The following is a 26,594-nucleotide window of genomic DNA, read 5'->3' as shown; positions in this document are numbered from 1 at the left end:
ATACTCCGCGCCTACATAAATCGTTATCACCATCGGCATGTTTGGACACTTTCAAAAAGTGCACTCCAATGGCCAAAAATGTCAGAGAAACCACTGTATGTTAGTACTGCACGGCGCTCCAGCACTTTCCGATTTTAGGCTGCAAAAAATTATCCAGCAACTTCATCAATCGGGTATCAATGTAACATCTTTATCGACCGAATGGGTGCATTTAGTTGATGTCGAACAACCCCTATCAGAGCAGAAGCTGGCGACATTGAAGCAGCTGTTAGTGTACGGGCCGAAAAATGCAGACGTGCAAAGAGAGGGAGAGCTACTCTTTGTAACGCCTCGCGTAGGTACTATTTCTCCATGGGCTTCTAAAGCTACCGATATTGCACACAATTGCGGTCTCACCGAAATCCACAGAATTGAACGTGGTTGCGCCTATTACATTGTGGCCGAGGAATATCTTACGGAAGAGCAACGCGTGATTGTTGCCGCGTTGATCCATGATCGCATGACGGAAACCGTGCATGCTGATATCGACGATGCGGATGTACTATTCCAAACGGCTCAACCTGCGCCGTTGAAGAGTGTGGATATTTTGGGTCAGGGTAAAGACGCGTTAGTGCAAGCGAATATTTCGATGGGGCTGGCACTGGCAGATGACGAAATTGATTACTTGTACGACAGTTTTACTCAGTTGGGACGCAATCCCAATGATATTGAACTGTACATGTTTGCACAGGCAAATTCTGAGCACTGCCGTCATAAGATTTTCAATGCCGACTGGACTATTGATGGTGTAGACCAGCCTAAGTCATTGTTTAAAATGATTAAAAATACGTTTGAGGTCAACCCTGAATTCGTCACATCCGCCTACAAGGATAATGCCGCGGTGATGCATGGTTGGGAAGCGGGGCGCTTTTTCCCCGATATTAACTCAGGCGAATATGCGTTCCACCATGAAGATATCGATATCTTGATGAAGGTTGAAACTCATAACCACCCAACAGCAATTTCACCATTCGCTGGCGCTGCAACGGGTTCAGGCGGTGAGATCCGAGATGAAGGAGCAACCGGAAGAGGGTCTAAGCCGAAAGCGGGTTTGGTGGGCTTTAGTGTATCTAACCTAAATATTCCAGGGCTAACGCATCCATGGGAAAAGGAATACGGTAAACCGTCTCGTATCGTGAGTGCACTTGATATCATGATTGACGGACCGCTCGGTGGGGCTGCTTTCAATAATGAGTTTGGACGCCCCAATTTGTTGGGATATTTCCGAACCTACGAGGAGCAGGTTAATAGTTTTAACGGTGAAGAAGTCCGTGGTTACCACAAGCCCATCATGATAGCGGGTGGTTTGGGCAACATTCGTCGCCAGCATACTCAGAAAGGTGAAATTACCGTCGGCGCAAAGCTCATTGCACTCGGTGGACCTGCAATGAATATAGGCCTTGGTGGCGGGGCAGCTTCTTCGATGGCATCTGGACAGTCAAGTGAAGACTTAGATTTTGCATCTGTACAACGTGACAACCCTGAAATGGAACGCCGTTGTCAGGAAGTTATCGATAAATGTTGGCAAATGGGGGACACCAACCCTATTCAATTTATTCATGATGTGGGTGCAGGTGGTCTGTCAAACGCGTTTCCTGAATTAGTCAACGATGGTGACCGTGGCGGTCAGTTTGAACTGAGAAATGTGTCTAGTGACGAACCGGGTATGTCGCCATTAGAGATCTGGTGTAATGAATCTCAAGAGCGCTATGTGTTATCTGTTGCGCCTGAAAACTTGGCGTTGTTTGAAGAAATATGTGCACGCGAAAGAGCGCCATATGCGATTGTGGGTGAAGCGACTGAGACACGACACCTCACACTCAGCGACTCTCATTTTGATAATAACCCCATTGATATGCCGCTGTCGGTGTTGTTAGGCAAACCCCCTAAAATGCACCGCGATGTTACGTCTTGTCGCGTCGCATCCGCAGCATTTGATACATCGTCTATTGATATTGAAGACGCCGCAGAGCGCTTACTGCAGTTACCGACGATAGCAGAAAAGACCTTTTTGATAACCATCGGTGACAGAACGGTTACCGGTATGGTGGCGCGTGATCAAATGGTTGGTCCTTGGCAAATCCCTGTATCAGATGTGGCGGTGACAACCTCTGCATTTGACACCTACCATGGTGAGTCTATGGCCATGGGTGAACGTACACCGATTGCGTTACTTGATCACGGCGCCAGTGCTCGTATGGCCGTCGCTGAAGCTTTAACCAATATTGCGGCAAGCAATATTGGCGATATTAAACGCATCAAACTGTCCGCAAACTGGATGGCCGCCGCGGGCCACCCAGGTGAAGATGCTGGTTTATATGAAGCTGTTAAGGCTGTTGGCGAAGAGTTGTGTCCGGCACTGGGATTGACGATACCTGTTGGTAAGGACTCGATGTCGATGAAAACACAGTGGCAAGATGGAGACGAAGCTAAATCGGTTACGGCTCCGTTGTCGCTGATCATTTCGGCCTTTGGTGCGGTCAAAGATGTGCGTAAAACCGTCACGCCACAGCTACGTACGGATAAAGGCGAAACGCAATTATTGTTAGTAGAAGTTAATGCAAACAAGCAGCGCTTGGGCGCAAGTTGTATAGCGCAGGTTTACAATGAGTTAGGTGATAAACCTGCAGACATAGATGAGCCAGCACGCTTGGCCGGATTCTTTACGGCGATACAACAAATCGTTGAGCAAAAGCTTGCTCTGGCATATCACGATCGTTCGGACGGTGGTGTTTTCACCACGTTGGTTGAAATGGCTTTTGCAGGTAAAACCGGTATTGATATCACAATGCCTGAAGGGAATGCGGTTGAATGGTTATTCAATGAGGAAGCTGGTGCAGTCTTGCAAGTTGCCTGCGACAGTGTTGATGCGGTTATGTCGCTGCTCACAGAAAACGGGTTAGGCGACAGCGTATCTATCATTGGTTCGACCAATAGTGACGATCAGATACGGTTTACGCAAAACGGCAAGAAACTCATTGATAAATCGCGCGTTTATTACAGAGGTTTGTGGGCAAGTACTACCCACGAAATGCAAAAGCTTCGAGATAACCCAGAATGTGCTGAGCAGGAACTGGCAATCAAAACAGATGCTAAAGATCCTGGTTTACACGTTCAGCTTAGCTACGATGTTAACGATGACGTTGCCGCTCCTTACATCGCTAAAGGGGTTAGACCACAAGTCGCTATCTTACGTGAGCAAGGTGTAAACAGTCATGTTGAAATGGCGGCTGCTTTTACGCGCGCAGGGTTCAGTGCCATCGACGTGCACATGAGTGACATACTGACCGGCAAGATTAGTCTAGAGCAATTCAAAGGCTTAGTTGCCTGTGGTGGGTTTAGTTATGGTGATGTTCTAGGGGCTGGGGAAGGATGGGCAAAATCCATCTTATTCAATACGCAGGCACGCGATCAATTTTCGGCATTCTTCGAGCGTAATGAGACGTTCTCATTAGGAGTGTGTAACGGATGTCAAATGCTATCAAACCTTAAGTCTTTGATACCGGGTGCTGAGTTGTGGCCACATTTCGTAACGAACAAATCAGAACGCTTTGAAGCGCGTTTTTCGATGGTTGAAATCTTGCCATCTAAATCAGTGCTGTTTGACCAAATGGCCGGTTCAAGAATGCCAATAGCGGTCTCTCATGGTGAGGGGCGCGCTGAGTTTGCACAACAAAATAGCTTGGCGAGCATTACGCAAAACAACATGTTGAGCGCTCGCTATGTTGATAACTATGGCGTTGCAACCGAACAATACCCAGCGAACCCGAACGGTTCACCACAAGGGGCGACTGCATTTACCAGTCAAGACGGTCGAGCGACAATCATGATGCCTCACCCGGAGCGGGTGTTCCGAGCGGTTGCGAATTCCTGGTATCCAGAAAGCTGGCAAGAAGACAGTGCTTGGATGCGCATGTTCCGAAATGCGCGTAAATTCGTAGGATAATAGCTAAACACGATGCTAAAACCACAAAACTGACATTTTTTTGATGTTTTTGTCAAAAAAGTGTCACTTTGTGGTTGTTTTTCTATAAGCAGTTGTTCTACCATAGGATTTCTATGGATCGTGCGCTTGGAAGCATCAATGTCTGTTGCGGAATGCAACATCAGTGGTAAACGAAGTTAACAATAAGAGACGAAAATGAATCGTTCAAGCAAAGGGTTTGGCCTTACTGGCGTGGCTATCGCTGTTGCGGCTATGATTGTGATGGCAGTATTCAGTACTTCTGCACGCTCTCAAACATTAGAACAACCATCAGAAGCAATAACCCAACAAGACCGTTGAACAGCACAAAACGTTAGTAACGTTTTTGTAAGCGCTCTCGGTTTAATTGTTTTTGGTCAGCATGCTTTTTAAGTAGTACATAGGTTGACCCCAATCCGCCATGCTGTGGTTGTGCAGAGTGGTATGCGATGACTTCTCCTAATTCCTCTAACCACTGATTGACGTAACTCTTGCAAAGTGCCGGTACAGGTTTACTTTGTTCTCCGCGCCCATGTTTGACTAGCACTGCTCGAACACCTTGTTTATGCAATCTTAAAACGTCCGAGTAGAGTCGTTTTCGCACGTCTTCCATACGCATCTGGCGCAAATCAATTACACCTTCTAAGGCATATTTGCCTAAACGCAAATTTTTAAATACACCCTCTTGAATACCGGAACGCTTAAAACACAGCATGTCGTCAGGCTTTACTGCATGGCGCAACGTTGCACTGAGCGGGTTGTTGTCATGTACATCAGTGAGTTCTAGCGCCGCTCGTTTTAAGGCTTTGGCGAGTAATTCATTGTTTCGACGCTGACTGCGAATAAGTCCATCAGCGCTGTCCTCGCTAGCGATAGGTTTTATTTCATCTAACGATTCACCTAGTGCTTCGGCAAATGACTCAAAATTTTCTTCTGTTGACATGTTTTTACTGAATGCTCTGTTCGAGATGTTTTGACTATTCAAGTGAGCTTTTGTTAGCTATTGTTTTATTCGTTGGTATACGCGTGTCTGCACGGTTTGGATTGCTTGAGTCTAGCTCTAAAGCATCACTGGGTGAGTGCGAATTAGCGTATTGTTCCACTTACTCCTGTATATAAGGGCTTCTATGCAAATTTCCAGTACGCATGACAATTTGGGCTTTATCTTTTTTATCAGTGTGATCGCAACGCTCGGTGGTTTTCTATTCGGCTTCGACAGTGGCGTTATTAATGGCACAGTAGAAGGCCTACAACAGGCTTTTCAGTCTGAAAGTATAGGGACCGGATTTAATGTCGCATCAATGCTTTTGGGCTGTGCCATAGGGGCTTTTCTGGCGGGACGTTTAGCCGATAGGTATGGGCGCAAAAATATGCTCTTGGTGTCAGCATTACTGTTTATTGTCAGTGCTTGGGGCTCGGGTGTTGCCGATCAATCTATTACCTTTGTGATGGCAAGAATTCTCGGCGGTTTTGCCGTCGGAGCAGCGTCTGTGATGACACCTGCGTACATCAGCGAGATAGCGCCTGCTGCGATACGAGGTAAACTCGCAACACTGCAACAAATAGCGATTATCAGCGGATTATTTATAGCGTTTGTCAGTAACTATCTCATTGCCGATGTGGCGGGTGGCTCAACACAAGTGTGGTGGGCTGGGTTTGAAGCGTGGCGCTGGATGTTTTGGGTTGAAATTCTGCCTGCAGCTTTGTTTTTGCTTGGTTTGCTGTTTATTCCTGAAAGCCCTCGTTTTTTGGTTATGTCGGGACGGCAGGAAAGCGCCAAGCTTGTCCTCACTCAATTGTATAACGAGCATGGTCAAATTATTTATGAGCAAATCCAGACGTCATTGACATTGCATAAAAAGCCGACTTTATCCGACTTGTTCGATGAGGTTGCGGGCAAGATACGCCCGATCGTGTGGATAGGAATAGGGCTAGCGACGTTCCAGCAATTGGTCGGGATCAATGTGGTGTTTTATTACGGTGCAGTGTTATGGCAAGCCGTAGGTTTTTCCGAATCGGATGCATTATTGATTAATATTTTGAGTGGTGCCGTGAGCATCGCCGCGTGTGTCGTCACGATATTGTTAATCGATAGAATAGGTCGTAAGCCGATCCTAATGATCGGTTCAATCGGCATGACATTGACGCTAGGTCTTATGGTATTTGCATTTGCCAATGCAGAACCCCTTTCCTCAGGAGAATTATCGCTGGGTAACTATGGCACATTGGCGTTAGTTGCGGCCAACGCCTACGTTATGCTATTCAATTTCTCTTGGGGCCCGGTGATGTGGGTTTTACTCGGCGAGATGTTCCCCAACCAAATACGCGGTTCCGGGTTGGCTATCGCGGGTCTGGCGCAATGGGGCAGCAACTTTTTGATCACCATGACTTTTCCCATCATGTTGGCAACAATTGGTTTGGTGGGGGCGTATGGTTTCTATACCGTCTGTGCAGCCATATCTATTATTTTTGTCGCCAAGTTGGTATTCGAAACCAAAGGTAAAGCGCTAGAGGAAATGAATGGTTTATAGTGATTGGCGTCCCCACCGCGACTCGAACGCAGATCTAAAGCTTAGGAGGCTCTTGTTTTATCCGGTTAAACTATGGGGACACGACTGCCGCTATTATGCGGCAGGGAATTGAAAAGCTAAACCCCTAACGTTTCACAACAAAGTCGTTTGGTTGAATATCAGACAATAGACTCCCGTCTACCGCGGCTACGGTTGCCGTATTACTGAAGACCTGCTGCACCTGAACGGTTGTTGGATGTAATATATGTTGCTGGTAAGACTGGCCGAACGCATCGACGAGTTGACGGGTTTGATAAATAGTAAGTTTGTCGCCCGCACTTACCGCATTGACTTTGCCTAAGCTAATTTGCAGTTGATTGTTTGCAACCTGCAATACTCGACCGATAGATTGTTCACAACTGAGCGTTTCGTCGAGTTCAGCTAACATATTACTGAATACTTGGCTGATCGCTTTTCCGTATTGAGATTCCCAGAAACTATTTGAGAAAACGTCTACGCTGGTAAATTTGTCATAAGGCCAAGGCGCTACGGTAGAATAGTGTGTGTCTAAAACTATGGAGGAGTCCATGCCATCGAATACGCGTACATGAACCGCAAATTCGCGTTGGGGTGTTGTGTCTTTCCAAAATGACCAAGATCGGTTTGGCCGCTTCACACTGACATCAGTTGCAGTAATTGTTAGTACGTATTGAGAATCGGTTTGCTGGGCAAGTTTATATGCTTGAGCCTGAACAGTTGATGATTCCCAATTGAATCGTTCAGGCACGATGGGCTGAACAACCAAGTGCATAGCGTGTTCATTGAACATTGAAGCGAGTCGCTTAGGAGCAGCTTCTGATAGAGCGAATATCTCTCCATCTTGTGTTTGTGAAGACGTTGCAAATGACATGTGAGTGGTGACGACAGACTTTAAGTAAGAAGATGCCTCGCACTGAACTGTTTGAGGAAAGACGTCTGCCCGAATTGAAACGGTAACGAAGTCATCGTGGTAGATTTCATCGATCAGCTCTAATTGTGATACTTCCCCTGAAGCTCTAATTTCTAGATGGTCGTCTTTTAACAATCCGTTCGTTAACTGCTGTACGCTAGTCACCGATGCACCTGCAAACAACAAAGCTTGTTTTATCGCTTCTTTGGTTGCCTGTTGCTTTGCGGTTACTTTATCACCATCGGTAATCACAGCCTGACCACTGGCTTGATACCAAGCGGCATTGGTTTGCCAAGCAGGGGCAATACACAACACAAAAACCATGAAGAATTTACTGACACTTTTCGTTTCAGCGTCACTTGAGTGAAACCTCATTAATTTTTTAAACACCTGTTGCATCGCACAAACCTCATTGCAAACTATTGGCTGTTTTCAGTGTCAATAAAATGACAACCTCAGCAAACTACACTGTTACTTTCTGTATATAGTGAGATTAATTCAATCCTTGTGCCATATTTTAAAGCCTTTATCTGGTTTGGTAATCGGTTTAATCAATATAGGGTGCACATTGGCGCAAATTCTGCTTGGTAAACTCGGTGTACGATTAACAGTTTGCGCTTCAAAGTATGAGCGCCTTTTAAGTCGAAATGAGTGAGGTGATAGGTGAGCTATAGGAAACTAAATAAAGCATTTATGCTTGTTGTATCTTTCCTGGCGTTATCAGGATGTTCTACGTTATTTACCCAGCATGTTGAGTGGGAAACCGTTGAACCTGATGAGTATCCAGTGATACGAGCGGTAGGTTATGCGCCGATTGATGCGCAGCGCGCACCCACTGATTCGGCCAAAATATTAATGGCAATCAAAGCGTCAAAGCTCGAAGCATATAGAGAGCTTGCAGAGCAAGTCTATGGACAAAGAGTCGATGGCAATCAATCGCTACAAAACCTAGTATTGGCAGATACGCAATTGCAATCCTCTGTTGAGGGAGTCATAAGGGGGGCTCGAGTACTTAAGTCTTATCCTGTAGGAGAAGACACCTACGCGACTGAAATGGAATTGGATTTTAAAAAAGTGTACGACATCTATTTGTCTACCGCTAAACCTAAGCGTATCAAAGACGTTAGATACTACTGATTTTTGTTAGGGTTAGGCGCTGATCCCTTTCCCTTTTGAGCCGCCTTGCGGCTTTCCAGACCGATCATAGGTCAGCGATTCTTTGGCTCTTGTTTCAAGCAGCAAGTGGCGTAAATGTTCTAACTTAAGTTGCCCTTGCTCCACGGCCTTTTGGTTCACTGACGTTCTAAATCTACATTGCTCAAGTAACTGAGTCGCTTCATCCAACATGTCGGATGCTTCTTTGCTCAATTTCTTTTTAGCGGTTTCTGGGTCGCCTAATTCGGCATACAAAGCGGAGATTTGGTCGTCAGTTGCTTGGATCGCATCTAACGTAGTTTGCTTTTCATCAAGGAGATTCATTAAGCTCTCGGCATCCCGAGAGCTAATCAAATGGAGTTCCGATTCTAGAAGAAGCTGAAGGTGCTTGAGGTTGTGGAGTTGGTCGCTAAGCGCTTCTTCTAAATTGGGCATAAGTACCTGTGTAACGTGCTGTTATCTGGTGCCGAAAATCTGCCCTTCTAATTTGGCGATTTTATCTGCCAGAACTTCTGGATTAACTCTGTATTCACCATTCTGTATCGCTTTCTTTAAACGATCAACTTTTTCTTGGTTAACCGGAGCCTCAGTTGCACCTTTCTTTTGCGCTTGCGTTAATTGCTGCGCAGATTGAGTTAACGATACTGAGTCTTGGCGAGGCGCAGTTTGAACAGCCGCTTGTTGAGTCGCAGCTTGTTGCGCAGCACCACCTTTGTTTTGGGCCTGTTGTTGAGACACCTTTTGGTTATCAATGGGCGTCTTTGAGAGACCATTGTTTATATTGTTAATTGCCATAATAAATTTCCACTACCTTTATACCCTCAGTCATGTTATCGGCGAGGTGCCTGAATACTTTAACTAATTTTTAAGAAAAAATCTTATTTCTCTAGCATGTATTCTAACTGACTGATATTCCCTATATTTCTATTGTGGCCGTATCGACGTTTTCGACCTTGGCGAGTACAATTTTATCAGAACGGCGGTTTTTAACCTGAATTGTGTCACCAATATTTCCGTCTTCTTGTGCGACGGCCTTAGTGCTGATACTCAAACCATCAGCCTTCGCGCTTAAGGTGATTAAATCCCCTTTGCAGACAAAGCAAACCATATTGGGCTTAATGGGCTGATCCGGTCTTACCCGATACTTCAAGCGCGCGCCGATCAACTGGTCTACATCATCGAAAGTGCTATAGCGCAATGACTTACTAGATATATCGGCGAGGCGTAAATTTTGTTGAGTCAAAATTGAGCCGGGGCTAAGCATTTCAGATGTGACGACTACGGCTTGGGTTTGCTCTATTTTAGCATTTACAAACAGATACCAATCCGTCGCTGGACAACTGACTTTGACCGTCGCATAACTACTCGTTAAGGCATTGTCTGACAAATCAAATTGATAGGCATTTTGACAAGGCTCCACCGATACTCGTCGGTCTATCGGAAATACGTCCACTAGCGTTTGTCTATTGGATATATATTCAGATTGATTTTCCAGCGCTTGAGTTACGAACGCTTCTGTTTGTTGTTCGATCAGTTCATGTAATGAAAGATCATTGGATGCAGTAGCCGGTAAGCCGCTTGCTGCCATGAACAAAAAAAATGTAGGTATTTTGATTGAGTTTAAATTTTTCATGTTCACTATCTCGCATTTTGACTATGATTAAGTAAATGCCCTGTTGCACAGTTGAATAAGTGTCAATTAACAGGCACATTTTTAAACCTATCGGATGTTTAACCGATAACACATTGTGTAACGCAACGATCGTGCCTAAATTAATCGAAGAGGTGATGTATGTCAGGAATTCTTGATTCGGTCAATCAACGAACACAGCTGGTAGGCCAGAACAGATTGGAACTGCTCCTGTTTCGGTTGAATGGGCGTCAGCGATTCGGCATTAACGTATTTAAAGTTAGAGAAGTACTACAGTGTCCCCCGTTAACTTCCATGCCTAAATTAAATCATCTAGTGCGCGGTGTAGCCCATATCCGCGGGCAAACCATTTCTGTCATTGATTTAAGCATGGCGACAGGTGGCAAGAAAATCGAAGATTTAAAAACGGCTTTTATCATCATTGCTGAATATAACCGCTCCGTGCAAGGGTTCTTGGTGGGGTCGGTTGAACGCATTGTTAATACTAACTGGGATGCCATTATGCCGCCGCCACAAGGCACTGGTCGAGCGAGTTACCTAACAGCTGTTACTGAAGTTGACAATGAATTGGTCGAAATTCTGGATGTAGAAAAAATCTTGAATGAAATTTCACCTTTAAATACAGATGTGAGTGATAGCGTCGCAAGTGATATTGATGTAGGTAAGAGCGCTGGCAAGATTATTTTTATTGCGGACGATTCTTCGGTTGCGCGCAATCAGGTTAAGAAGGCTTTGACGGCATTGGGGCTTGAAATTGAATCAGCCAAAAATGGCCAAGAAGCACTGGATAGGTTGAAAGAAATCGCTGCAGAAACGGGCGACGTGACCGATCGTGTTGGGGTTTTGGTCTCTGATATAGAAATGCCAGAAATGGATGGTTATACCCTAACGGCTGAAATTAAAAATACGCCTGAATTACAAAAGTTAAATGTAGTCTTGCATACATCGCTAAGTGGCGTTTTTAACCAAGCTATGGTGCAGAAAGTAGGGGCTGATGATTTTATTGCCAAGTTCCACCCTGATGAATTAGCAACTGCTGTGCAAAAATGGTTGCGTGATTAGGTTATAAAGGGCAGACATTGAACGACCGCGAAGTTTCTCCACGCAGTTATGACAGGTTTCGCACGTTTTTGGAAGGCGAAACCGGTATTTTGCTCGGGGAGTCGAAGCAATATTTGGTGCGCAGTCGCCTCGTTGGGCTTTTGCATGATTACCCAGAGCTTTCGTTAGACGGGATTATTGACCTGGCTATACAAGGTAGTGATCGCATGATCCGCACTCGGGTCATCGATGCCATGACAACAAATGAAACCCTGTGGTTTAGAGATAACTATCCCTTTAAGTTGTTAGAGCAGACAATTCTACCAGAGCTCGCTGAGCACACCTCTAAGTTACGCATCTGGAGTGCCGCTTGTTCAACAGGTCAGGAAGCATATTCCATTGCTATGACGGTCAAAGAGTTTCAAAGCCAAAAGCCTTCGGCCTTTAAAGCGGGTTTTGAAATCATTGGTACCGATATATCTGAACGAGTCGTTAAGCAGGCTCAATTAGGTGAATATAATGAAATGGCTATCTTAAGGGGCTTGCCTGACCATTTGCAGCGTAAGTACTTTGATCGCGGCCCTAATAATTTGCTCAAGGTAAAACAAGAACTTGCTAGGCATACGCAATTTCGAACCCTCAATTTACTCAGCTCCTATTCGGCGTTGGGGAAATTTGATGTGATATTTTGCCGAAACGTTTTGATTTATTTTTCTTCGGACAACAAAAAGCACATACTGCAACAAATTGCCGCTTGCCTATCGCCGCAGGGAAGTTTGATCTTGGGCGCGTCTGAATCAGCCACGGTAGTTGGAGACCTCTTTCAAATGAAAAAGGAATCTAATGGTTTGTTTTATAAAAGAAATTTATCACCAAAGGTAAATTAACCCCCTTTCTGTTGTATTAATCAATTAGGTTGGCACAAGCTTTGCTGTAACCACTCCAGAGTAGGAGTACGTTATGGCTATTAATCTTGACCGACTCGTCGGTTTCCATCACAAAGCGTTGCAAGTTCGCACAGACCAAATGGAGGTTATCTCCGGAAATCTGGCAAATGCTAACACCCCTGGTTACAAGGCTAGGGCTATTGATTTTAAGCAAGCTATGTCAAGTGCACGCAGTGATCAGGCTCATCAGTTAAACAAGACCCATGAGAAGCACTTAGATGGCAAGACGCAACCACAATGGGACCTACAGTTTCGAGTACCCACGCAACCTGACACCGGCGACGGCAACACTGTCGATATTCAGCAAGAACGAAATGCTTTCCTAGATGCGGGTATGCGTTATCAAGCAACCACCGAATTATTAAGTGGCAAAATAAAAGGCATGAAGAAAGCCTTAAGTAGCGGAGGTCAAGGCTAATGGCAACATTATTTAGAGTGATGGATATTGCCTCCACTGGCATGAGTGCGGAGAACGTCCGCTTAAATACGACGGCCAGTAACATAGCGAATGCAAACAGTGTCAGCAGTAGTTATGAAGACACATACAAAGCCCGTCATCCCGTTTTTGCTGCTGAATTGCAACGCGCATCGCAAGAGCAAGGGTCGGGTTCAAAAGTGAATGTATTAGGCGTTGTAGAAAGTGATAAGCCTTTACAGATTGAATACGCGCCTGGTAATCCGATGGCAGATGAAAACGGTTACATCTATAAGCCAAATGTGAACGTGGTTGAAGAAATGGCCAACATGCTTTCAGCTTCGAAAGGGTATGAGACAAATGTGCAAGTTGCTGACACGACCAAGCGATTGTTCCGTCGTGTATTGATGTTAGGTCAGGGTAACTAATTGAGTTTAAGTGCCTTGACGGCACGGCAAGAGGATTTTCATCGTGGATACGATTAAAAATACAGGATTAAATTCCCAACTGTATTGGCAAGAGGAAACAGTGCCGGTTGTTGATGGCTCAGAGCAAACGTTAAAGCAAGAAGACTTTTTTGCCTTGCTCACCGAGCAATTATCTAATCAGGACCCTACGAAGCCGGTTGACAACGATCAGTTGGTTGCTCAGATGACGTCTTTTACCACAGCAGATGGCATCAGCAAACTCAACGAGAAGTTTGAAGCCTTCTCGGCTTCGATGACGTCCAATCAGGCTCTACAAGCATCAAGTCTTATAGGGCAGGACGTATTAATTGCCGACAACAAAGGCTATATGGCGGCTGCGGGTGAAGGTATTTCTGGTGTGGTAGTCAACGACCAAACGGCTCAAAACGTCGAAATAACGATCACCAATAGTTACGGTGAAGTCATTAAGACCATCGATGCCGGCACACAAGCCCCCGGCAATATTGAGTTTAATTGGGATGGTACTGACTCAAACGGCAATCAAATGCCGCCTGGTGAATATTTTGTCAGTGCACAGGGTGAAGTTTTTGGTGAAGGTGTTGCAATTCCTACTGCAATTAACCGTCATGTCGCCAGCGTAAGTCTCGCAGGCAGTAATCAAGGTGTCATTCTAAATCTGGATGGCGATATTAGTATTCGACTAGATGATGTCATTCAGATTGGCAGCTAACAGGAGATAAGTATGTCTTTTAATATAGCACTCAGTGGCGTTAACGCAGCACAGCGTGATTTAGATGTCACGGCTAATAACATTGCTAACGTAAACACTGTTGGTTTTAAAGAGTCTCGCGCTGAATTCGGTGATGTATATGCTGCGTCGCTATTGTCCGGTGGACGCACGAAAGTGGGTGACGGTGTGTTGACCCAGGAAGTTGCTCAACAGTTTTCGCAGGGTAGTTTACAGTTCACCAATACGGCATTGGACTTAGCCATTACGGGTAACGGTTTTTTTGCGACGGTGCCAGAAATTGATTCTCGTGATTTTTCATTCACTCGTGCAGGTCAGTTTAAGCTGGATTCTGACAACTTTGTGGTTAACTCTAATGGTGACAACCTACTCGGGTTCCCCGTTAACTCTGATGGTACATCAGCTTCGGTTGCGTTGAGTACTACTGTTCCGGTCAGAATTCCTGATTCTTCAGGTTCGCCACAACCCACCTCTGAAGTAGACTTGCGCTTTAACTTACCGGCAGGTGATACGGCAAAAGATCCACTCAATTTCGACCCGACTGATCCCTTGACCTATAACGCGGCAACCTCAGTGACCATTTATGACTCATTAGGTGATAGTCACGTAATGACGTACTACTTCATTAAAGATCAAGCGGCTGGCTCTAACGAGTGGTTAATGGTCACCGCGGTTGATAATGTATTAGTTAACCAAAGCGATGAGAACGGCAATGAAGTGCTGCCTGGCGCTGCGGTTAATTTAGCCGGTAATGGTGCGAATGAAGTGTCGGCGGCAAGATTAACGTTTACTCCAGGCGGTGAGTTTTTAGGTATCTTTGGTGCTGACAACCTTCCCCCTGTATCTCCGCAAGCAAATAAACTACTGACGGCTGAACTTGGCGGCGGTATCTTAGCCAATGGTTCTGATACTACCCAGCGCATTTCAGTCAGTATGAACTTCACGCCTGGTGGTCAAACACCTGAAGAGCCAACTCAATTTGCTTCTGCTTTTGAGGTAACCTCATTAGAGCAAGATGGTTTGCCAGTTGGTCGATTGACCGGTATCGATATTGGTCCTGATGGTTTGGTTCGAGCGACATTCTCAAACGGTACTTCTGAGCCAATCGTGCGCGTTGCACTTGTTCGCTTTTCGAATGAGCAGGGCTTGACGCAACAAAGCAATACGCAATGGAAAGAGAGTATTCTGTCCGGTGAAGCATTGGCAGGCGAAGCCACAACTGGTACTTTTGGAGACATCAATTCTTCAGCGTTAGAACAAGCTAACGTGAATCTGACTACGGAATTGATTGACTTGATTATCGCTCAGCGGAACTTCCAGGCCAACTCTCGTGCGTTGGAAGTGAATAACCAGTTGAATCAGACTATTCTGAATATCCGATAACCTTGATAAATGAAGGGGCTTGCATGCAAGCCCTTTTTTTTATGTCTTTTTATTGTCAATTCCCGCTTCTAAAACCACCTTGGCACTACCCTTGCTACATCTATGGTTAAGCACGTATTAACCGTCAAGAGATTGTCATGGATAAGTTTTTATACATCGCAGCAAGTGGCGCCAAGCAAGACCTGTTAGGCACGGCGGTAAGGGCGAACAACCTTGCCAATGCGCAAACGACAGGATTTAAAGCTCAACTTGAGCAGGCAAGAGCGATGCCGTCATACGGCGAGGGTTTGCCGTCGCGCGTCTTTTCTATGACTGAAAGTCCAAGTAATAACTACGACGACGGGGCAATGATTCAAACGAACAGGCCTCTAGATCTTGCCATTCAAGGAAACGGTTGGTTCGCAGTACAAGATTCACAGGGTAACGAGGCCTATACGCGCGCAGGGAATATGCGACTGAGCGCTGAAGGCGTGCTTGAGGACGGTCACGGTAACGTGGTTGTGGGTGACGGTGGACCAATAACATTACCTATTCCGTTGGACAATATCGATATCGCTGGAGATGGCACGATCTCGTTGCGCCCATTGGGGGCGCCAGAGACGGTATTAGAAGAGATCGGGCGTTTGAAGTTAGTCAATCCAGACTATAAAGAAATGCAACGCGGCACTGACGGATTATTCAGATTAAAAGACGGTGACATCGCCGATCAGGATGAAAATGTGCGCATCCGGAACGGCATGTTGGAAGGTTCTAACGTCAATGCTATCGATGAAATGGTCAGCATGATTACCCTGCAAAGGCATTATGAAATGCAGGTTAAGTTAATGAAAAAGGCCGATGAGCTCTCGACACGCGGCAACATGTTACTGCGTATTATCTAAGTCGAATTTTTGACGCGCATGTATGTGCGCACAGTGAGGTGATTTATGCATCCAGCACTTTGGATAAGTAAAACAGGGTTAGACGCTGCTCAAACAGATGTTTCAGTGGTTTCAAACAACCTGGCAAACGCGAGTACCGTAGGGTTTAAAAAAGACCGTGCGATATTTGAAGATTTACTTTATCAAAATATTAATCAACCGGGTGGGCGCTCATCTGCGGATACCGAACTTCCCTCAGGTCTCATGTTGGGGGCTGGTTCCAAAGTAGTTGCCACGCAAAAGTCACATACACAAGGTAATTTATTAACCACTGAAAACGCATTAGACATGTCGATTCAGGGGCGCGGTTTTTTTGAAATTCTGCAACCTGACGGCAGTATCGCTTACACCCGCAATGGTCAGTTTACGCTTAACGATCAAGGACAGATTGTCACCCCTGGCGCGGGCTTCTTATTGCAGCCTGAGATTGCTATCCCCGAGGATGCTCAGCAAATCACGATTTCTCAAGATGGTGAAGTTTCTGCCACATTGCGTGGCCAAGCTGAGCCGCAAGTATTGGGGCAGATTAATTTATCTGATTTTATTAACCCAACGGGTCTGCAGCCTATTGGTCAAAACTTATTCGTTGAAACAGCTGTTAGTGGTGCGCCGATCCAAGGTATACCCGGATTAGAAGGTATAGGAACAGTGATCCAAGGTGCACTTGAAACTTCGAATGTAAATGTAACGGAAGAACTGGTGAATCTGATTGAAAGCCAACGTCTGTATGAAATGAATTCCAAAGTGATTTCCTCTGTCGATCAGATGCTAGGTCAGGTTATTCAGCAACTTTAAGCTGAGGTCGTAGTTATGAGAATCTTATTCGTTGCCATGCTATCGGTATTATTGAGTGGATGTTACTCAACACCGAATCATCAAATTCAGGCAAACGATCCATTTTATGCGCCGGTTGTACCTGATATTCCCAAAGAGACGATAGTTGAAGACGGTGGATTGTTTCGCGTTGGCATGTCCAATAGCTTGTATTCAGACGTTAAAGCGCGCCGAATTGGTGATTTGATTACAGTTAATTTGCGCGAGAATACCAACGCCAGTAAGTCTGCAGGAACATCCACGTCAAGAGGTTCAAGTATGGATTTGCAACCCATTATTGGATTGGGCGGCAACCCTGTAAATGTGGGAAATGAGTCTATTCAGTTAGGCGTTGATTCTTCGAATGATTTCACCGGTGATGCACAGGCGAATCAAAGCAACAGCCTCAACGGCAATATTTCGGTAACCGTTATTGAAGTGTTAGCGAATCAAAACTTACTGATACGCGGCGAAAAATGGCTGACGTTAAACAACGGCGATGAATATATTCGCTTAACGGGGATTATTCGCACGGCTGACATCAGTCCGACGAATGAAATTGATTCGACTAAAATCGCTAATGCTCGCATTCAATACAGTGGAACGGGATCTTTCTCTACAGCACAGAAGCAAGGTTGGCTATCAAAGTTCTTTTCATCAGAGTGGTGGCCATTATGAGGTTAACCCGAAACATATTTGCACTGTTTTTGCTATTCATTTGCTTTTCAACACAGGCACAACAAGCGCAGAGAATTAAAGACTTAGCCAGTATCCAAGGAGTAAGAAGTAACCAGTTGATTGGTTATGGTTTAGTAGTGGGTTTACCTGGAACCGGGGAGCAAAGCCCGTTCACTGAACAAAGCTTCAGAACTATGTTAGCTAACTTTGGTATCGCACTTGACCCTAACCAAAAGCCGAAAATTAAGAATGTAGCTGCAGTAGCGGTTCATGCCGAACTACCTCCTTTTATTAAGCCCGGACAAACGATCGACGTTACGGTGTCGTCTGTTGGTGAAGCAAGTAGTCTTCAAGGTGGTACCTTGCTGCAAACCATGCTTAAAGGGCTGGATGGAAATGTGTATGCCGTCGCCCAGGGAAGTCTGGTGGTTAGTGGTTTTGGTGCGCAAGGCGGAGATGGTTCAAGGATCATTGTAAACACCCCTACGGTTGGGCGTATTGCGAACGGTGCGCTAGTCGAGCGTGCTGTAGCGAGTGGGCTAATGCAAGGTGATTTTCTTACTCTGAATTTACACAACCCTGATTTTTCTACCGCAAAAGCACTGGCTGATACGATAAATATGCGATTAGGTGCATCACCACAAAATGGCTACAGTATCGCGACGCCAATTGATGCCGCTTCTGTTCGTGTTAATGCGCCACGAGATGTGGGCCAGCGAGTTGGTTTCGTTGCAACCATCGAAAACTTTTCTTTTGAACCTGCAGATGCTCCGGCTAGGGTCGTGATTAACAGTCGCACAGGCACTATTGTTATCGGGCGAGAAGTGCGTCTGCTCCCCGCGGCGATCACGCATGGTGGGCTAACCGTGACCATTGCTGAAAACCAACAGGTTTCACAACCGAATGCGCTTGCTGATGGCGAAACGGTTGTCACCACGCAATCAATCGTCGATGTGAGCTTAGCGGATAGTCGGATGTTTAAGTTTGATCCAGGCGTGACACTGGATCAGTTGGTGCGCGCAGTGAACGAAGTGGGAGCTGCACCTGGTGATCTAATGGCTATTCTTGAGGCGTTGCAACAAGCCGGCGCCTTACAAGGTGAGTTAGTGGTGATCTAATGGATGGTTCATCAGCGATAAAATCACAGCTTGAGATGGCGCGCAATGTCCATGATATGGGCAGTTTGAATCAATTGCGTAGCGCGGCCAATACCCAACAAGAAGGTGCGTTGGAAGAGGCTGCTGCTCAATTTGAAGCGATTTTTATCAATATGCTGCTAAAGTCGATGCGCAAAGCCCAAGAGGCGCTAGCGGATGAAGACAGTCCTTTCAATAGTCAACAAGTGAAGTTTTATCGCGATATGCACGATCAGCAAGTCGCCACTGATTTAGCCAGCAACGGTACTCTCGGGCTGGCGGATATTATTGTGCGCCAGCTGAGCAATGAGCACTTGACTGACAACCTTCGTGGAAGTCGTTCTGACGGCGATATTGCGGGTTACAATCAGCAAATGCGACACGCTATTGAGCAGGCTAAACAACAATTTGAAACATCGCCTACAGCCAATCGAAAACAAGCGGCATTTGCTTCCCCAGAGGCTTTCGTAGAGCAATTGTACCCGCTTGCAAAGGAGCATGCCCAGGCGCTGGGTATAGATCCTAAAGCGCTTGTCGCCCAAGCCGCAGTAGAGACTGGCTGGGGACAATTTATGATCCATAAAACCAGCGGCGAAAATACGCACAATCTATTCGGCATTAAAGCTGATAAGCGTTGGGACGGCGAAAAGGCAACCGTGCAAACGCTGGAATACAATGGTGCTGTTGCACAGCAAGAGAAAGCGCACTTTCGAGCCTATGCGAATTTTGCTGAAGGTATGCGCGACTATGTCAACTTTATTCAATCCAATCCACGCTACGAGCAAGCCGTTGCTAATGCCCATGATAACAAGGCGTATTTTAGTCACCTGCAGCAATCGGGTTATGCGACTGATCCCAAGTATGCAGATAAAATACTATCAGTGTTGAATAGCGCAACACTGCAACAATACAGTGAGTCGGAGTAAATCTAGATGATCCGCAATACTGATCTGTTTAGCATCGCCACATCAGGCATTAACGCGAGTAATCGCGCGTTAAACACTACCAGTAATAACATTGCGAATGTTAATACAGAAGGGTATGTGCGTGAGCGTACAGAGTTTAAATCACAGCTAGTCGGTGGTGTTGATTATGGGACCACCGAACGCGTTATTAATACGTTTGCACAAAATCAGTTGCGACGAGACACAACGCAGCTGGGTGAGTTTCAAGCATACACACTAAAGACCGATGCACTGGATAATGTTCTCGCAAATGAAGCCAATAGTATTTCCAATGGGCTTAGTCAGTTCTTTGCGTCATTGCAAACTTCTGCTGATGATCCCACTAACTTAGCCAGCAGAGACTTAGTCCTCAGTGAAGGCGAAGCATTGTTGCGTCGAATGCAGTCTTTATCTGATTTTATGCTGGATAAAGAAGAAGAGCTAAATCTTGAGTTTCAATTTCAGGTTGATCGAGCAAATTCTTTAATACAGTCAATCGGTGAACTGAATAAGGCCATTATTGTGGCTGAAGGAAACTCTCGTTTCGACGATCCGGGTTCGTTATTAAATGAGCGTGATCTGGCAATCAATGAGCTTGCTAGCCTAATCTCCATTGAAGTGCGCGAAAGCCCGAACCAAAACGGATCTAAAGTCGTAAACCTCACCAGTGGTGAATCTCTGGTATTGGAAGATGGTTCGTTCAACGTTTTCCAATTGGGAGGGGACGCAGACCCCACGTTCAAAGAGTTACAACTACGTACCAGCTTTACGGGGTCAAAACAGAATACCACGCTGAATATCTTTGAAGATCAACTTGGCGGCAGTATTGGCGGATTGTTCCGTTATCGCGATGAAGTACTAAACCCTGCCCAGCGTGATCTGGGGCAGTTATCTTTGGCGTTTGGTGATGCTGTCAACGCGCAAAATCGCTTAGGCATGGATTTGGATGAACAACTCGGTGGTGATATTTTTAATTTACCCCAGTTTCAAGGGCTCACCTACTCAGGGACTGATCCCAACTTATCTGTATTAGCACAAGTGACGGTAGGCGCAGGCAATACGCTGACAGATGCTGACTATAAAATCACGGTAACGAGTGTTGCGGGTGGGGTACCTGACGAGGTCACAGTTGAGCTGATTAACGCAAATGGCTCTCCCAAGCTTGATGAAAATAATAACCCCATTGTCTATACCGGAATTGCGATCAACGCGACAGGGTTCACTGAACTGCCTAATGGTATTGAAATTAACTTTGATTCTGCGGGTGGTTATGCCGTTGATAATGAATTTTTAATTCAGCCAACCCGACGCGCCGCCTCTGATGTGAGCCTTGCGACAAGAAGAGCTGAAGATTTAGCATTTGCTTTACCGATCCGTGTAGATGCCGATATAAATAACTTGGGTGACGCACAATTAGTGTCGACCAAAGTAACGAATACGACGGTTGATGGTGCCTTAGGTAATACCGCGTCTGCGTTTGATGGGGCTGGTGGTATTCATGACGCTGCATCTGCGCCTGGCGGTTTGGTTGGTGCACCGGCGGGGATTGTTTTTACCTCAGAATCATCATTTGAAGTGCTAGATGGCGCTGGAAACTTGATTGTTACTGTCAACGGCGTGACTGACTATAATAATCTATTAGCGCAGGCGTCTGCGGCGCCGGGGTGGCCAGCGGCATTTAGCGCATTGGACAATTACCCTGGGTACGACTTTAGCCTTGAAGGCAGGGCGCAACCAGGCGATAGCTTCTCTATTGCTTACAATACTGATGGTGTTAATGACAATCGAAATGCGTTAGCTTTAGCAGCATTGCAAAAAGCTGATACGGTACAACTGAGCAGCAATAACGCATCGACGCCAAGAACGTTCCATGAAGCATATGCTTCAGTCGTCAGCAGAGTGGGTGAAGATGCGGCTAGTGCAAATGTTTCATTACGTGCGGCAGAGGCTATGCATGCTGATTCTGTTGAATGGAACCAGTCGATTTCTGGCGTGAGCTTGGATGAAGAAGCGGCTAATCTCATTCGATATCAGCAAAGTTACGCTGCAGCTGCTAGAATTCTGAGTACGGCTCAAAGCTTGTTTGATACTATTTTATCTGTTGCGCGGTAGGAGTAGGTAACCATGAGAATTTCTACCAATCAAATATTTGATCAGAACATTCGCTCGATTTTAGACAATCAGCGAGGGCTATCTGATACCCAGCAGCAGCTTGCAACAGGCAAGCGGATCAATAAACCATCAGATGATCCTGTCGGTGCGGCACAGGTTGTTCGCCTGACCGAAGAATTGGATAAGATCACTCAATATCAACGTAACAATGATTTACTGGCGAGTACCTTAGAGCAGCAGGAGGCCGTGTTACGAGGCATCAACAATGCAGTGAACCGAGCGCGCGTGCTGGTGATCCAATCGGGCGCAGGGTTTACAACCGACGCCGATAGAAAAGCCATTGGTGCAGAAATAGAGCAGATCCGCAATGAAGTATTGGATCTTATGAATGCTCAGAACGCCAGTGGAGAATACATTTTTGCTGGATTCCAATCAGAATCTCAGGCATTCCAGTTTAACCCCACCGCCAGCGGAAACAAAATTTCGTTTGTAGGTGATGGCGGAACAAACAACATCCAGTTATCCGATAGTGTAACCGTACAAAGTTCTACTTCTGGGCAAACTGTATTTGAGAATGTGTTAGCCCGATACAACTTTACCGTCTCTGCCAATGCGGGTGTCACATTTGAAGAAAAATTGGTCGCACAACAGGGGACATTTGATAACTTCTTTAAAGATAATTACGATCCTGTTACACCTGCAAACAATGACTTTAGATTTACCGTTTTAGCAGGCAATCAGGTGGAAGTTTCTAATGTAGGCACTGGCGCGGTCTTGGATACATTAAATTTCCAACCCGGTGAGAAGATTAGTTATGAAGGTATGGACTTTACCTTTGACGGTGCTGTTGGAGCGAGTTTCGACATTACGCTAAATACACCAGAGAAGAAAAACTTAGCTGAAACACTGAATGATATGTTTCTAGCTCTCACAGATGACGACCTTGCCGGTATCGATTTTAAGGAAGCGATTAATGATGCGTTAGTGGGAATTGATAATGGTTTAGAGCAATTAAGCTTAGAGAATTCATCACTGGGTGGACGATTGAACGTTGCTCAATCTATTCAAGAAACCAATTTGGATCTAGAAATTGCAAATAAAGCCGCAAGGTCTGCAATTGAAGATGTTGATTATGCAAAAGCATCAGCAGAATTTGCCAAACAAGAAACGGCACTGAATGCCGCGTTAGCGACGTTTCCGCGCGTAACCAGTTTGTCGTTGTTTGATTATATTTAGGTTTAGTTCAACGACATGCATGCTAGATATATTTCACTGCAAGCATCTTGATGGCTTGAGTAATAGCTAACGTATAGATTATCGTTTTCGATGCTTAATCCAGGATAGCTGTTATCACCTGCGCTGGGTAAATCAATAAGCGGGATGAGTTTGGCGTTATTACGATCCAATTGCCAAACCCGCGTAACCATGTGTTTACCTGTCCACGCCCGCCCAGCAACGATCATGCTGTCACGCCATGTTATCCACGCGGGACCTCCAACATAGTAGGTTAAATCTTGCCATTGCCATTGAGTGTACGGAGGATTCGCGAAGCCTAGTTGAGCACTAAATGTATCAGCGTCTCGACGCACTAGTGCCCACATCTTACCTTTTTTATCCAAATGTATATCGCTTTCATTGGGATATCCCTTATCATGACGCGACAGACTCAAAACCCCTGACTTTACCTTCTGCATGTAGCGCAACGGATTGCCATGATATAAGTCTATTTGATTCGCGCGTCGGTTATAGGCAAGGCCATAGGCTTGTGATTGTTGGCTTTGAGCCCAACGAATGCGCCACAACCACCATCCATTCATCCCCAAATTGATAGCGCTAGACCAACTGAGCCCGTTGGGTGACCACCACACCTGGTTTTGCGTGCGTATCGTACGATTATCAGAATTTGAAAATCTCGCATATGCGAGTAACACCAATTTTCCACAGGGGGAGATACTCAGTTTAGGGTCGCGTAAATCAGTGTTTGGCTGTTTGATCTTGTAACGACTGACAATTAGGCCTTCATTGTCCAACTGTAAAATCACCACATAACCATCACCACTGACATGTGTGCTTGCCTCGCGAAAGCAACACCACAATGAATTTTTAAAGTGTATAAGGTCGGTAAATGCGCAGTGCTTGTGTGCATGGGTAAGTCGTTTAGTCCACAAATTGAATATTTTTTGCACTTTTTTCATTTAAAAAAACATCCGTTAAACCAGCCGATTAAGTCATAAAAAGCGGCAATTTTTTGCCGCCTGATCAATTTTTTTTCAATTTTTTATTAAAGGGTTCTTATATAGCGTCGATACAGTTCACGAGAGAGCCAGTTCATGAAACCCCCATTAAAGGGTGTCGTGTTCTACTAATTTGAACCAACTGTCGGGTAAAACCGAATGCCAGCGCGCGCTGGACTGAGAGTGTAGGAGTATCCCTTATGGCACTTTACGTAAATACTAACGTTTCAGCGTTGAACGCTCAACGTCAGTTATTCGATTCTTCAAATGCGCTTAGCACATCATTTGAACGTTTATCATCGGGTTTCAGAATTAACCGTGCGGCGGATGACGCGGCCGGCCTTCAAATTACTGATCGAATGACGTCTCAAATCCAGGGTCTAAACCAAGCGGTGAGAAATGCAAACGATGCTATCTCTTTGGTTCAGACTACTGAAGGTGCGTTAGGCGAAACAACAACCGCGCTTCAGCGCATCCGTCAATTGGCTGTTCAGTCACAAAACGGCATTAACTCTTCAGCAGACCGTTTGGCTCTGCAAAAAGAAGTGTCGGCACTGAAAACCGAAATCACACGTATCTCAACAGATACTCAGTTTAACGGTGTAAATCTATTGACAGGTACGTTCTCAGCGTCATTCCTAGTGGGTGCAAACGGTGGCCAGAATATTTCTGTAAACTTGTCTGCAGGTAACCTTCAAGGCGTAAACGGCTTCAGTGCTGCGGGCTTAGGTCTAGCAGATTCGACTGTTGCTAACGTAGCAGGTGCTTCTGCGGTGCTTAGTGCTGTAGACCAAGCATTGTCAGCGATTGGTGGTGCTCGAGCAGACCTTGGTGCGCTTCAGAACCGTTTCCAATCAACGATTCGCAACTTAAGCAACATTTCTGAAAACGTTGCAGCTGCTCGCTCACGTATCAAAGATACTGACTTCGCATCTGAAACGGCTGAATTGACGCGAAATCAGATTATCCAGCAGGCAAGTACAACAGTATTGTCGCAGGCCAATCAGCGTCCTCAGACTGCACTACAGTTACTAGGATAATAACCTGGTTATTAGCTTTACTGTTTGGTCGTAACGCCAGGAGGTAGTTTTTGGTTTGTAATCAAACAGTTGAGAGTCCGCTCACTCTCTCCTAACGAAAGAGCGCTTGGCCAGACATTGTCTGGCCATTTTTATATCTTCTATCCAATTGAAAAATAAAGAAAAACCAAATTTATTTATTTTTTATCTAAAGCTTAATTATTTCCTGCACGATAACTAGAACAAAGGCATTCGCAAAATAACAACAATAACAGCGGAGTCTTTGAGCCAAGTACCGCCTAATAATAACAATAGAGGACTTGGTTGACTGATGACCAACAGCGTAAGACTGAAGGCTTCGGTAAAAAAGTGGATTTGATCATTGTGATCGATCCGCAAAAACCAGACGTCAAAAAATAACAATAATGTCTGGCACTAAAAAATCGTTAGGAGATTAGTAACATGTCATTATTCGTGAGTACGAATGTGTCGTCGTTGAATGCTCAACGACAACTGTTCACATCAAACAATCAGCTAAACACTGCGTTTGAGCGTTTGTCGTCAGGTTTTCGTATTAACAGTGCGAAAGACGATGCCGCTGGATTGCAGATTTCAGATCGTATGACAACCCAAATCAAAGGGTTGAACCAAGCCGTGCGCAACGCGAACGATGGTATTTCGTTAGCACAAGTTGCAGAAGGTGCCATGCAGGAAATTACGGTGGCTCTTCAACGTATCAGGGTGCTGGCCATTCAGGCGCAAAACGGCATTAACACGTCGGCTGACCGAGTGGCTCTGCAAAAAGAAGTCACTGCACTGAAAACCGAAATAAGCCGAATCGCACTGACGACCCAGTTCGCAGGTGTGGATTTGTTAACCGGTGGATTTTCCGCTGCGTTTTTGGTTGGTGCAAACGGTGGGCAATTTATTTCCGTCAATATTTCGGCGGCTCAAATCCCTGGCATCAACGGTTTCAGTGCCACAGGTTTAGGTTTAGATTCAAGCCAAACAGTCGCGACGGTGCAGGGTGCTTCAGCACTTCTCACTATTGTTGATGGGGCTTTGTCCGCTATCGGTGGCGCAAGGGCTGAATTGGGTGCGATTCAAAACCGTTTCCAATCAACCATTCGTAATTTAAGTAATATTTCCGAAAATGCGTCAGCAGCACGATCACGTATACGTGATACCGACTTTGCGGTCGAAACAGCAGAGTTGACCCGCTGGCAGATTATCCAGCAAGCCAGCACTACGGTGCTAGCGCAGGCTAATCAGCGCCCTCAGGCAGCATTAAGTCTTCTTCAGTAAGCTATTGAATTCTGGAGAATATTATGTCTGAAAGGGTTGCTGGTAGCGGGGGCAGTTAGCAACACGGTAAGTAAGATAAAAAACGGTCGGATAGCAATATGTGGGGGCAGACTGCAACCGACCGGTAAGTAAGCAATTTTTCACAAGACAATGGGAGTAAAGGTAAGCTAAAACGTAACCGTCTGATCGTGGACTGCCGACTG

25 protein-coding genes and 1 tRNA gene are annotated in these 26,594 nt (G+C 45.6%); 19 read left to right on the top strand and 7 right to left on the bottom strand.

Features of this window, described 5'->3' with window-relative positions:
* Window positions 1–97 precede the first annotated feature (97 nt).
* Entirely contained in the window at window positions 98–3,985 is a 3,888-nt protein-coding gene (gene purL, locus CSH93_RS05575) for a phosphoribosylformylglycinamidine synthase (RefSeq protein ID WP_100642183.1), read from the top strand.
* Between the two features lie 195 nt (window positions 3,986–4,180).
* Window positions 4,181–4,324 carry a hypothetical protein gene (locus tag CSH93_RS17900; protein ID WP_164078301.1) on the top strand — a complete coding sequence of 48 codons (144 nt, stop codon included), beginning with the start codon at window positions 4,181–4,183 and terminating at the stop codon, window positions 4,322–4,324.
* 13 nt (window positions 4,325–4,337) lie between these two features.
* Here CSH93_RS17900 and smrA read toward each other — a convergent pair whose 3' ends face one another.
* Complete coding sequence (gene smrA / locus CSH93_RS05570; protein WP_100642182.1) at window positions 4,338–4,946, bottom strand: DNA endonuclease SmrA; 609 nt, start codon at window positions 4,944–4,946, stop codon at window positions 4,338–4,340.
* A gap of 184 nt (window positions 4,947–5,130) precedes the next feature.
* On the opposite strand from smrA, the gene CSH93_RS05565 reads away from it, so the two are divergent.
* Window positions 5,131–6,534 carry a sugar porter family MFS transporter gene (locus CSH93_RS05565; protein WP_100642181.1) on the top strand — a complete coding sequence of 468 codons (1,404 nt, stop codon included), beginning with the start codon at window positions 5,131–5,133 and terminating at the stop codon, window positions 6,532–6,534.
* A 4-nt stretch (window positions 6,535–6,538) separates the two neighbouring features.
* Here CSH93_RS05565 and CSH93_RS05560 read toward each other — a convergent pair.
* Together CSH93_RS05560 and CSH93_RS05555 are read right to left on the bottom strand one after the other, a co-directional pair.
* Window positions 6,539–6,614: transfer RNA gene (locus CSH93_RS05560), tRNA-Arg, on the bottom strand.
* A gap of 44 nt (window positions 6,615–6,658) precedes the next feature.
* On the bottom strand, window positions 6,659–7,837 hold the full coding sequence (locus tag CSH93_RS05555) for a flagella assembly protein FlgT (RefSeq protein WP_164078300.1): 1,179 nt from the start codon (window positions 7,835–7,837) through the stop codon (window positions 6,659–6,661).
* 318 nt (window positions 7,838–8,155) lie between these two features.
* Between CSH93_RS05555 and CSH93_RS05550 the strand changes: the two genes are divergently transcribed.
* Complete coding sequence (locus CSH93_RS05550; RefSeq protein ID WP_100642179.1) at window positions 8,156–8,599, top strand: LPP20 family lipoprotein; 444 nt, start codon at window positions 8,156–8,158, stop codon at window positions 8,597–8,599.
* A 12-nt stretch (window positions 8,600–8,611) separates the two neighbouring features.
* Here CSH93_RS05550 and flgN read toward each other — a convergent pair whose 3' ends face one another.
* The 3 genes from flgN to flgA form a co-directional block, all read right to left on the bottom strand.
* Window positions 8,612–9,052: a flagellar export chaperone FlgN gene (gene flgN, locus CSH93_RS05545; RefSeq protein ID WP_100642178.1), complete on the bottom strand. Its 441-nt coding sequence runs from the start codon at window positions 9,050–9,052 to the stop codon at window positions 8,612–8,614.
* Window positions 9,053–9,073: 21 nt separating this feature from the next.
* Window positions 9,074–9,412 (bottom strand): flagellar biosynthesis anti-sigma factor FlgM, encoded by a 339-nt coding sequence (gene flgM / locus CSH93_RS05540; RefSeq protein WP_100642177.1) that lies wholly within the window; start codon window positions 9,410–9,412, stop codon window positions 9,074–9,076.
* A 121-nt stretch (window positions 9,413–9,533) separates the two neighbouring features.
* Window positions 9,534–10,250 carry a flagellar basal body P-ring formation chaperone FlgA gene (flgA, locus tag CSH93_RS05535; RefSeq protein WP_100642176.1) on the bottom strand — a complete coding sequence of 239 codons (717 nt, stop codon included), beginning with the start codon at window positions 10,248–10,250 and terminating at the stop codon, window positions 9,534–9,536.
* Window positions 10,251–10,409: 159 nt separating this feature from the next.
* On the opposite strand from flgA, the gene CSH93_RS05530 reads away from it, so the two are divergent.
* The 13 genes from CSH93_RS05530 (at window position 10,410) to flgL (ending at window position 23,069) form a co-directional block, all read left to right on the top strand.
* On the top strand, window positions 10,410–11,330 hold the full coding sequence (locus CSH93_RS05530) for a chemotaxis protein CheV (RefSeq protein WP_100642175.1): 921 nt from the start codon (window positions 10,410–10,412) through the stop codon (window positions 11,328–11,330).
* 17 nt (window positions 11,331–11,347) lie between these two features.
* Window positions 11,348–12,196: a CheR family methyltransferase gene (locus CSH93_RS05525; RefSeq protein ID WP_100642174.1), complete on the top strand. Its 849-nt coding sequence runs from the start codon at window positions 11,348–11,350 to the stop codon at window positions 12,194–12,196.
* A 73-nt stretch (window positions 12,197–12,269) separates the two neighbouring features.
* Window positions 12,270–12,674 carry a flagellar basal body rod protein FlgB gene (gene flgB / locus CSH93_RS05520; protein ID WP_100642173.1) on the top strand — a complete coding sequence of 135 codons (405 nt, stop codon included), beginning with the start codon at window positions 12,270–12,272 and terminating at the stop codon, window positions 12,672–12,674.
* On the top strand, window positions 12,674–13,099 hold the full coding sequence (gene flgC, locus CSH93_RS05515) for a flagellar basal body rod protein FlgC (protein ID WP_100642172.1): 426 nt from the start codon (window positions 12,674–12,676) through the stop codon (window positions 13,097–13,099). Before flgB ends, flgC begins: the two co-directional genes overlap by 1 nt.
* A 43-nt stretch (window positions 13,100–13,142) precedes the next feature.
* Window positions 13,143–13,829 carry a flagellar hook assembly protein FlgD gene (locus tag CSH93_RS05510; RefSeq protein WP_100642171.1) on the top strand — a complete coding sequence of 229 codons (687 nt, stop codon included), beginning with the start codon at window positions 13,143–13,145 and terminating at the stop codon, window positions 13,827–13,829.
* A gap of 12 nt (window positions 13,830–13,841) precedes the next feature.
* Window positions 13,842–15,230 (top strand): flagellar hook protein FlgE, encoded by a 1,389-nt coding sequence (gene flgE, locus CSH93_RS05505; RefSeq protein WP_100642170.1) that lies wholly within the window; start codon window positions 13,842–13,844, stop codon window positions 15,228–15,230.
* A gap of 137 nt (window positions 15,231–15,367) precedes the next feature.
* On the top strand, window positions 15,368–16,111 hold the full coding sequence (flgF, locus tag CSH93_RS05500) for a flagellar basal-body rod protein FlgF (RefSeq protein ID WP_100642169.1): 744 nt from the start codon (window positions 15,368–15,370) through the stop codon (window positions 16,109–16,111).
* Window positions 16,112–16,156: 45 nt separating this feature from the next.
* Window positions 16,157–16,945: a flagellar basal-body rod protein FlgG gene (flgG, locus tag CSH93_RS05495; protein WP_100642168.1), complete on the top strand. Its 789-nt coding sequence runs from the start codon at window positions 16,157–16,159 to the stop codon at window positions 16,943–16,945.
* Window positions 16,946–16,960: 15 nt separating this feature from the next.
* The gene (flgH, locus tag CSH93_RS05490; protein ID WP_100642167.1) at window positions 16,961–17,641 is read left to right on the top strand and encodes a flagellar basal body L-ring protein FlgH; all 681 of its coding nucleotides are present in this window, start codon (window positions 16,961–16,963) and stop codon (window positions 17,639–17,641) included.
* Window positions 17,638–18,759 carry a flagellar basal body P-ring protein FlgI gene (locus tag CSH93_RS05485; protein ID WP_100642166.1) on the top strand — a complete coding sequence of 374 codons (1,122 nt, stop codon included), beginning with the start codon at window positions 17,638–17,640 and terminating at the stop codon, window positions 18,757–18,759. The genes flgH and CSH93_RS05485 overlap by 4 nt, the downstream gene beginning before the upstream one ends.
* Window positions 18,759–19,703 (top strand): flagellar assembly peptidoglycan hydrolase FlgJ, encoded by a 945-nt coding sequence (gene flgJ / locus CSH93_RS05480; protein ID WP_100642165.1) that lies wholly within the window; start codon window positions 18,759–18,761, stop codon window positions 19,701–19,703. The genes CSH93_RS05485 and flgJ overlap by 1 nt, the downstream gene beginning before the upstream one ends.
* A gap of 6 nt (window positions 19,704–19,709) precedes the next feature.
* A complete protein-coding gene (gene flgK / locus CSH93_RS05475; protein ID WP_100642164.1) occupies window positions 19,710–21,833 on the top strand; it encodes a flagellar hook-associated protein FlgK in 2,124 nt (707 codons plus the stop codon).
* 12 nt (window positions 21,834–21,845) lie between these two features.
* Window positions 21,846–23,069, top strand: coding sequence for a flagellar hook-associated protein FlgL (flgL, locus tag CSH93_RS05470; protein WP_100642163.1), 1,224 nt, complete (start codon window positions 21,846–21,848; stop codon window positions 23,067–23,069).
* Between the two features lie 2 nt (window positions 23,070–23,071).
* On the opposite strand, the gene CSH93_RS05465 is transcribed toward flgL, so the two are convergent.
* A complete protein-coding gene (locus CSH93_RS05465) occupies window positions 23,072–24,028 on the bottom strand; it encodes a hypothetical protein (protein ID WP_100642162.1) in 957 nt (318 codons plus the stop codon).
* Between the two features lie 239 nt (window positions 24,029–24,267).
* On the opposite strand from CSH93_RS05465, the gene CSH93_RS05460 reads away from it, so the two are divergent.
* Window positions 24,268–25,107 carry a flagellin N-terminal helical domain-containing protein gene (locus CSH93_RS05460; RefSeq protein ID WP_100642161.1) on the top strand — a complete coding sequence of 280 codons (840 nt, stop codon included), beginning with the start codon at window positions 24,268–24,270 and terminating at the stop codon, window positions 25,105–25,107.
* Window positions 25,108–25,548: 441 nt separating this feature from the next.
* Window positions 25,549–26,391 carry a flagellin N-terminal helical domain-containing protein gene (locus CSH93_RS05455; protein ID WP_100642160.1) on the top strand — a complete coding sequence of 281 codons (843 nt, stop codon included), beginning with the start codon at window positions 25,549–25,551 and terminating at the stop codon, window positions 26,389–26,391.
* The last annotated feature ends 203 nt before the right edge of the window (window positions 26,392–26,594 follow it).

It is taken from the genome of Neoalteromonas facilis (genome assembly GCF_002807665.1).
Classification (GTDB): Bacteria; Pseudomonadota; Gammaproteobacteria; order Enterobacterales; family Alteromonadaceae; genus Alteromonas_E; species Alteromonas_E facilis.
This window is presented reverse-complemented; position numbering and strand designations above follow the sequence as displayed.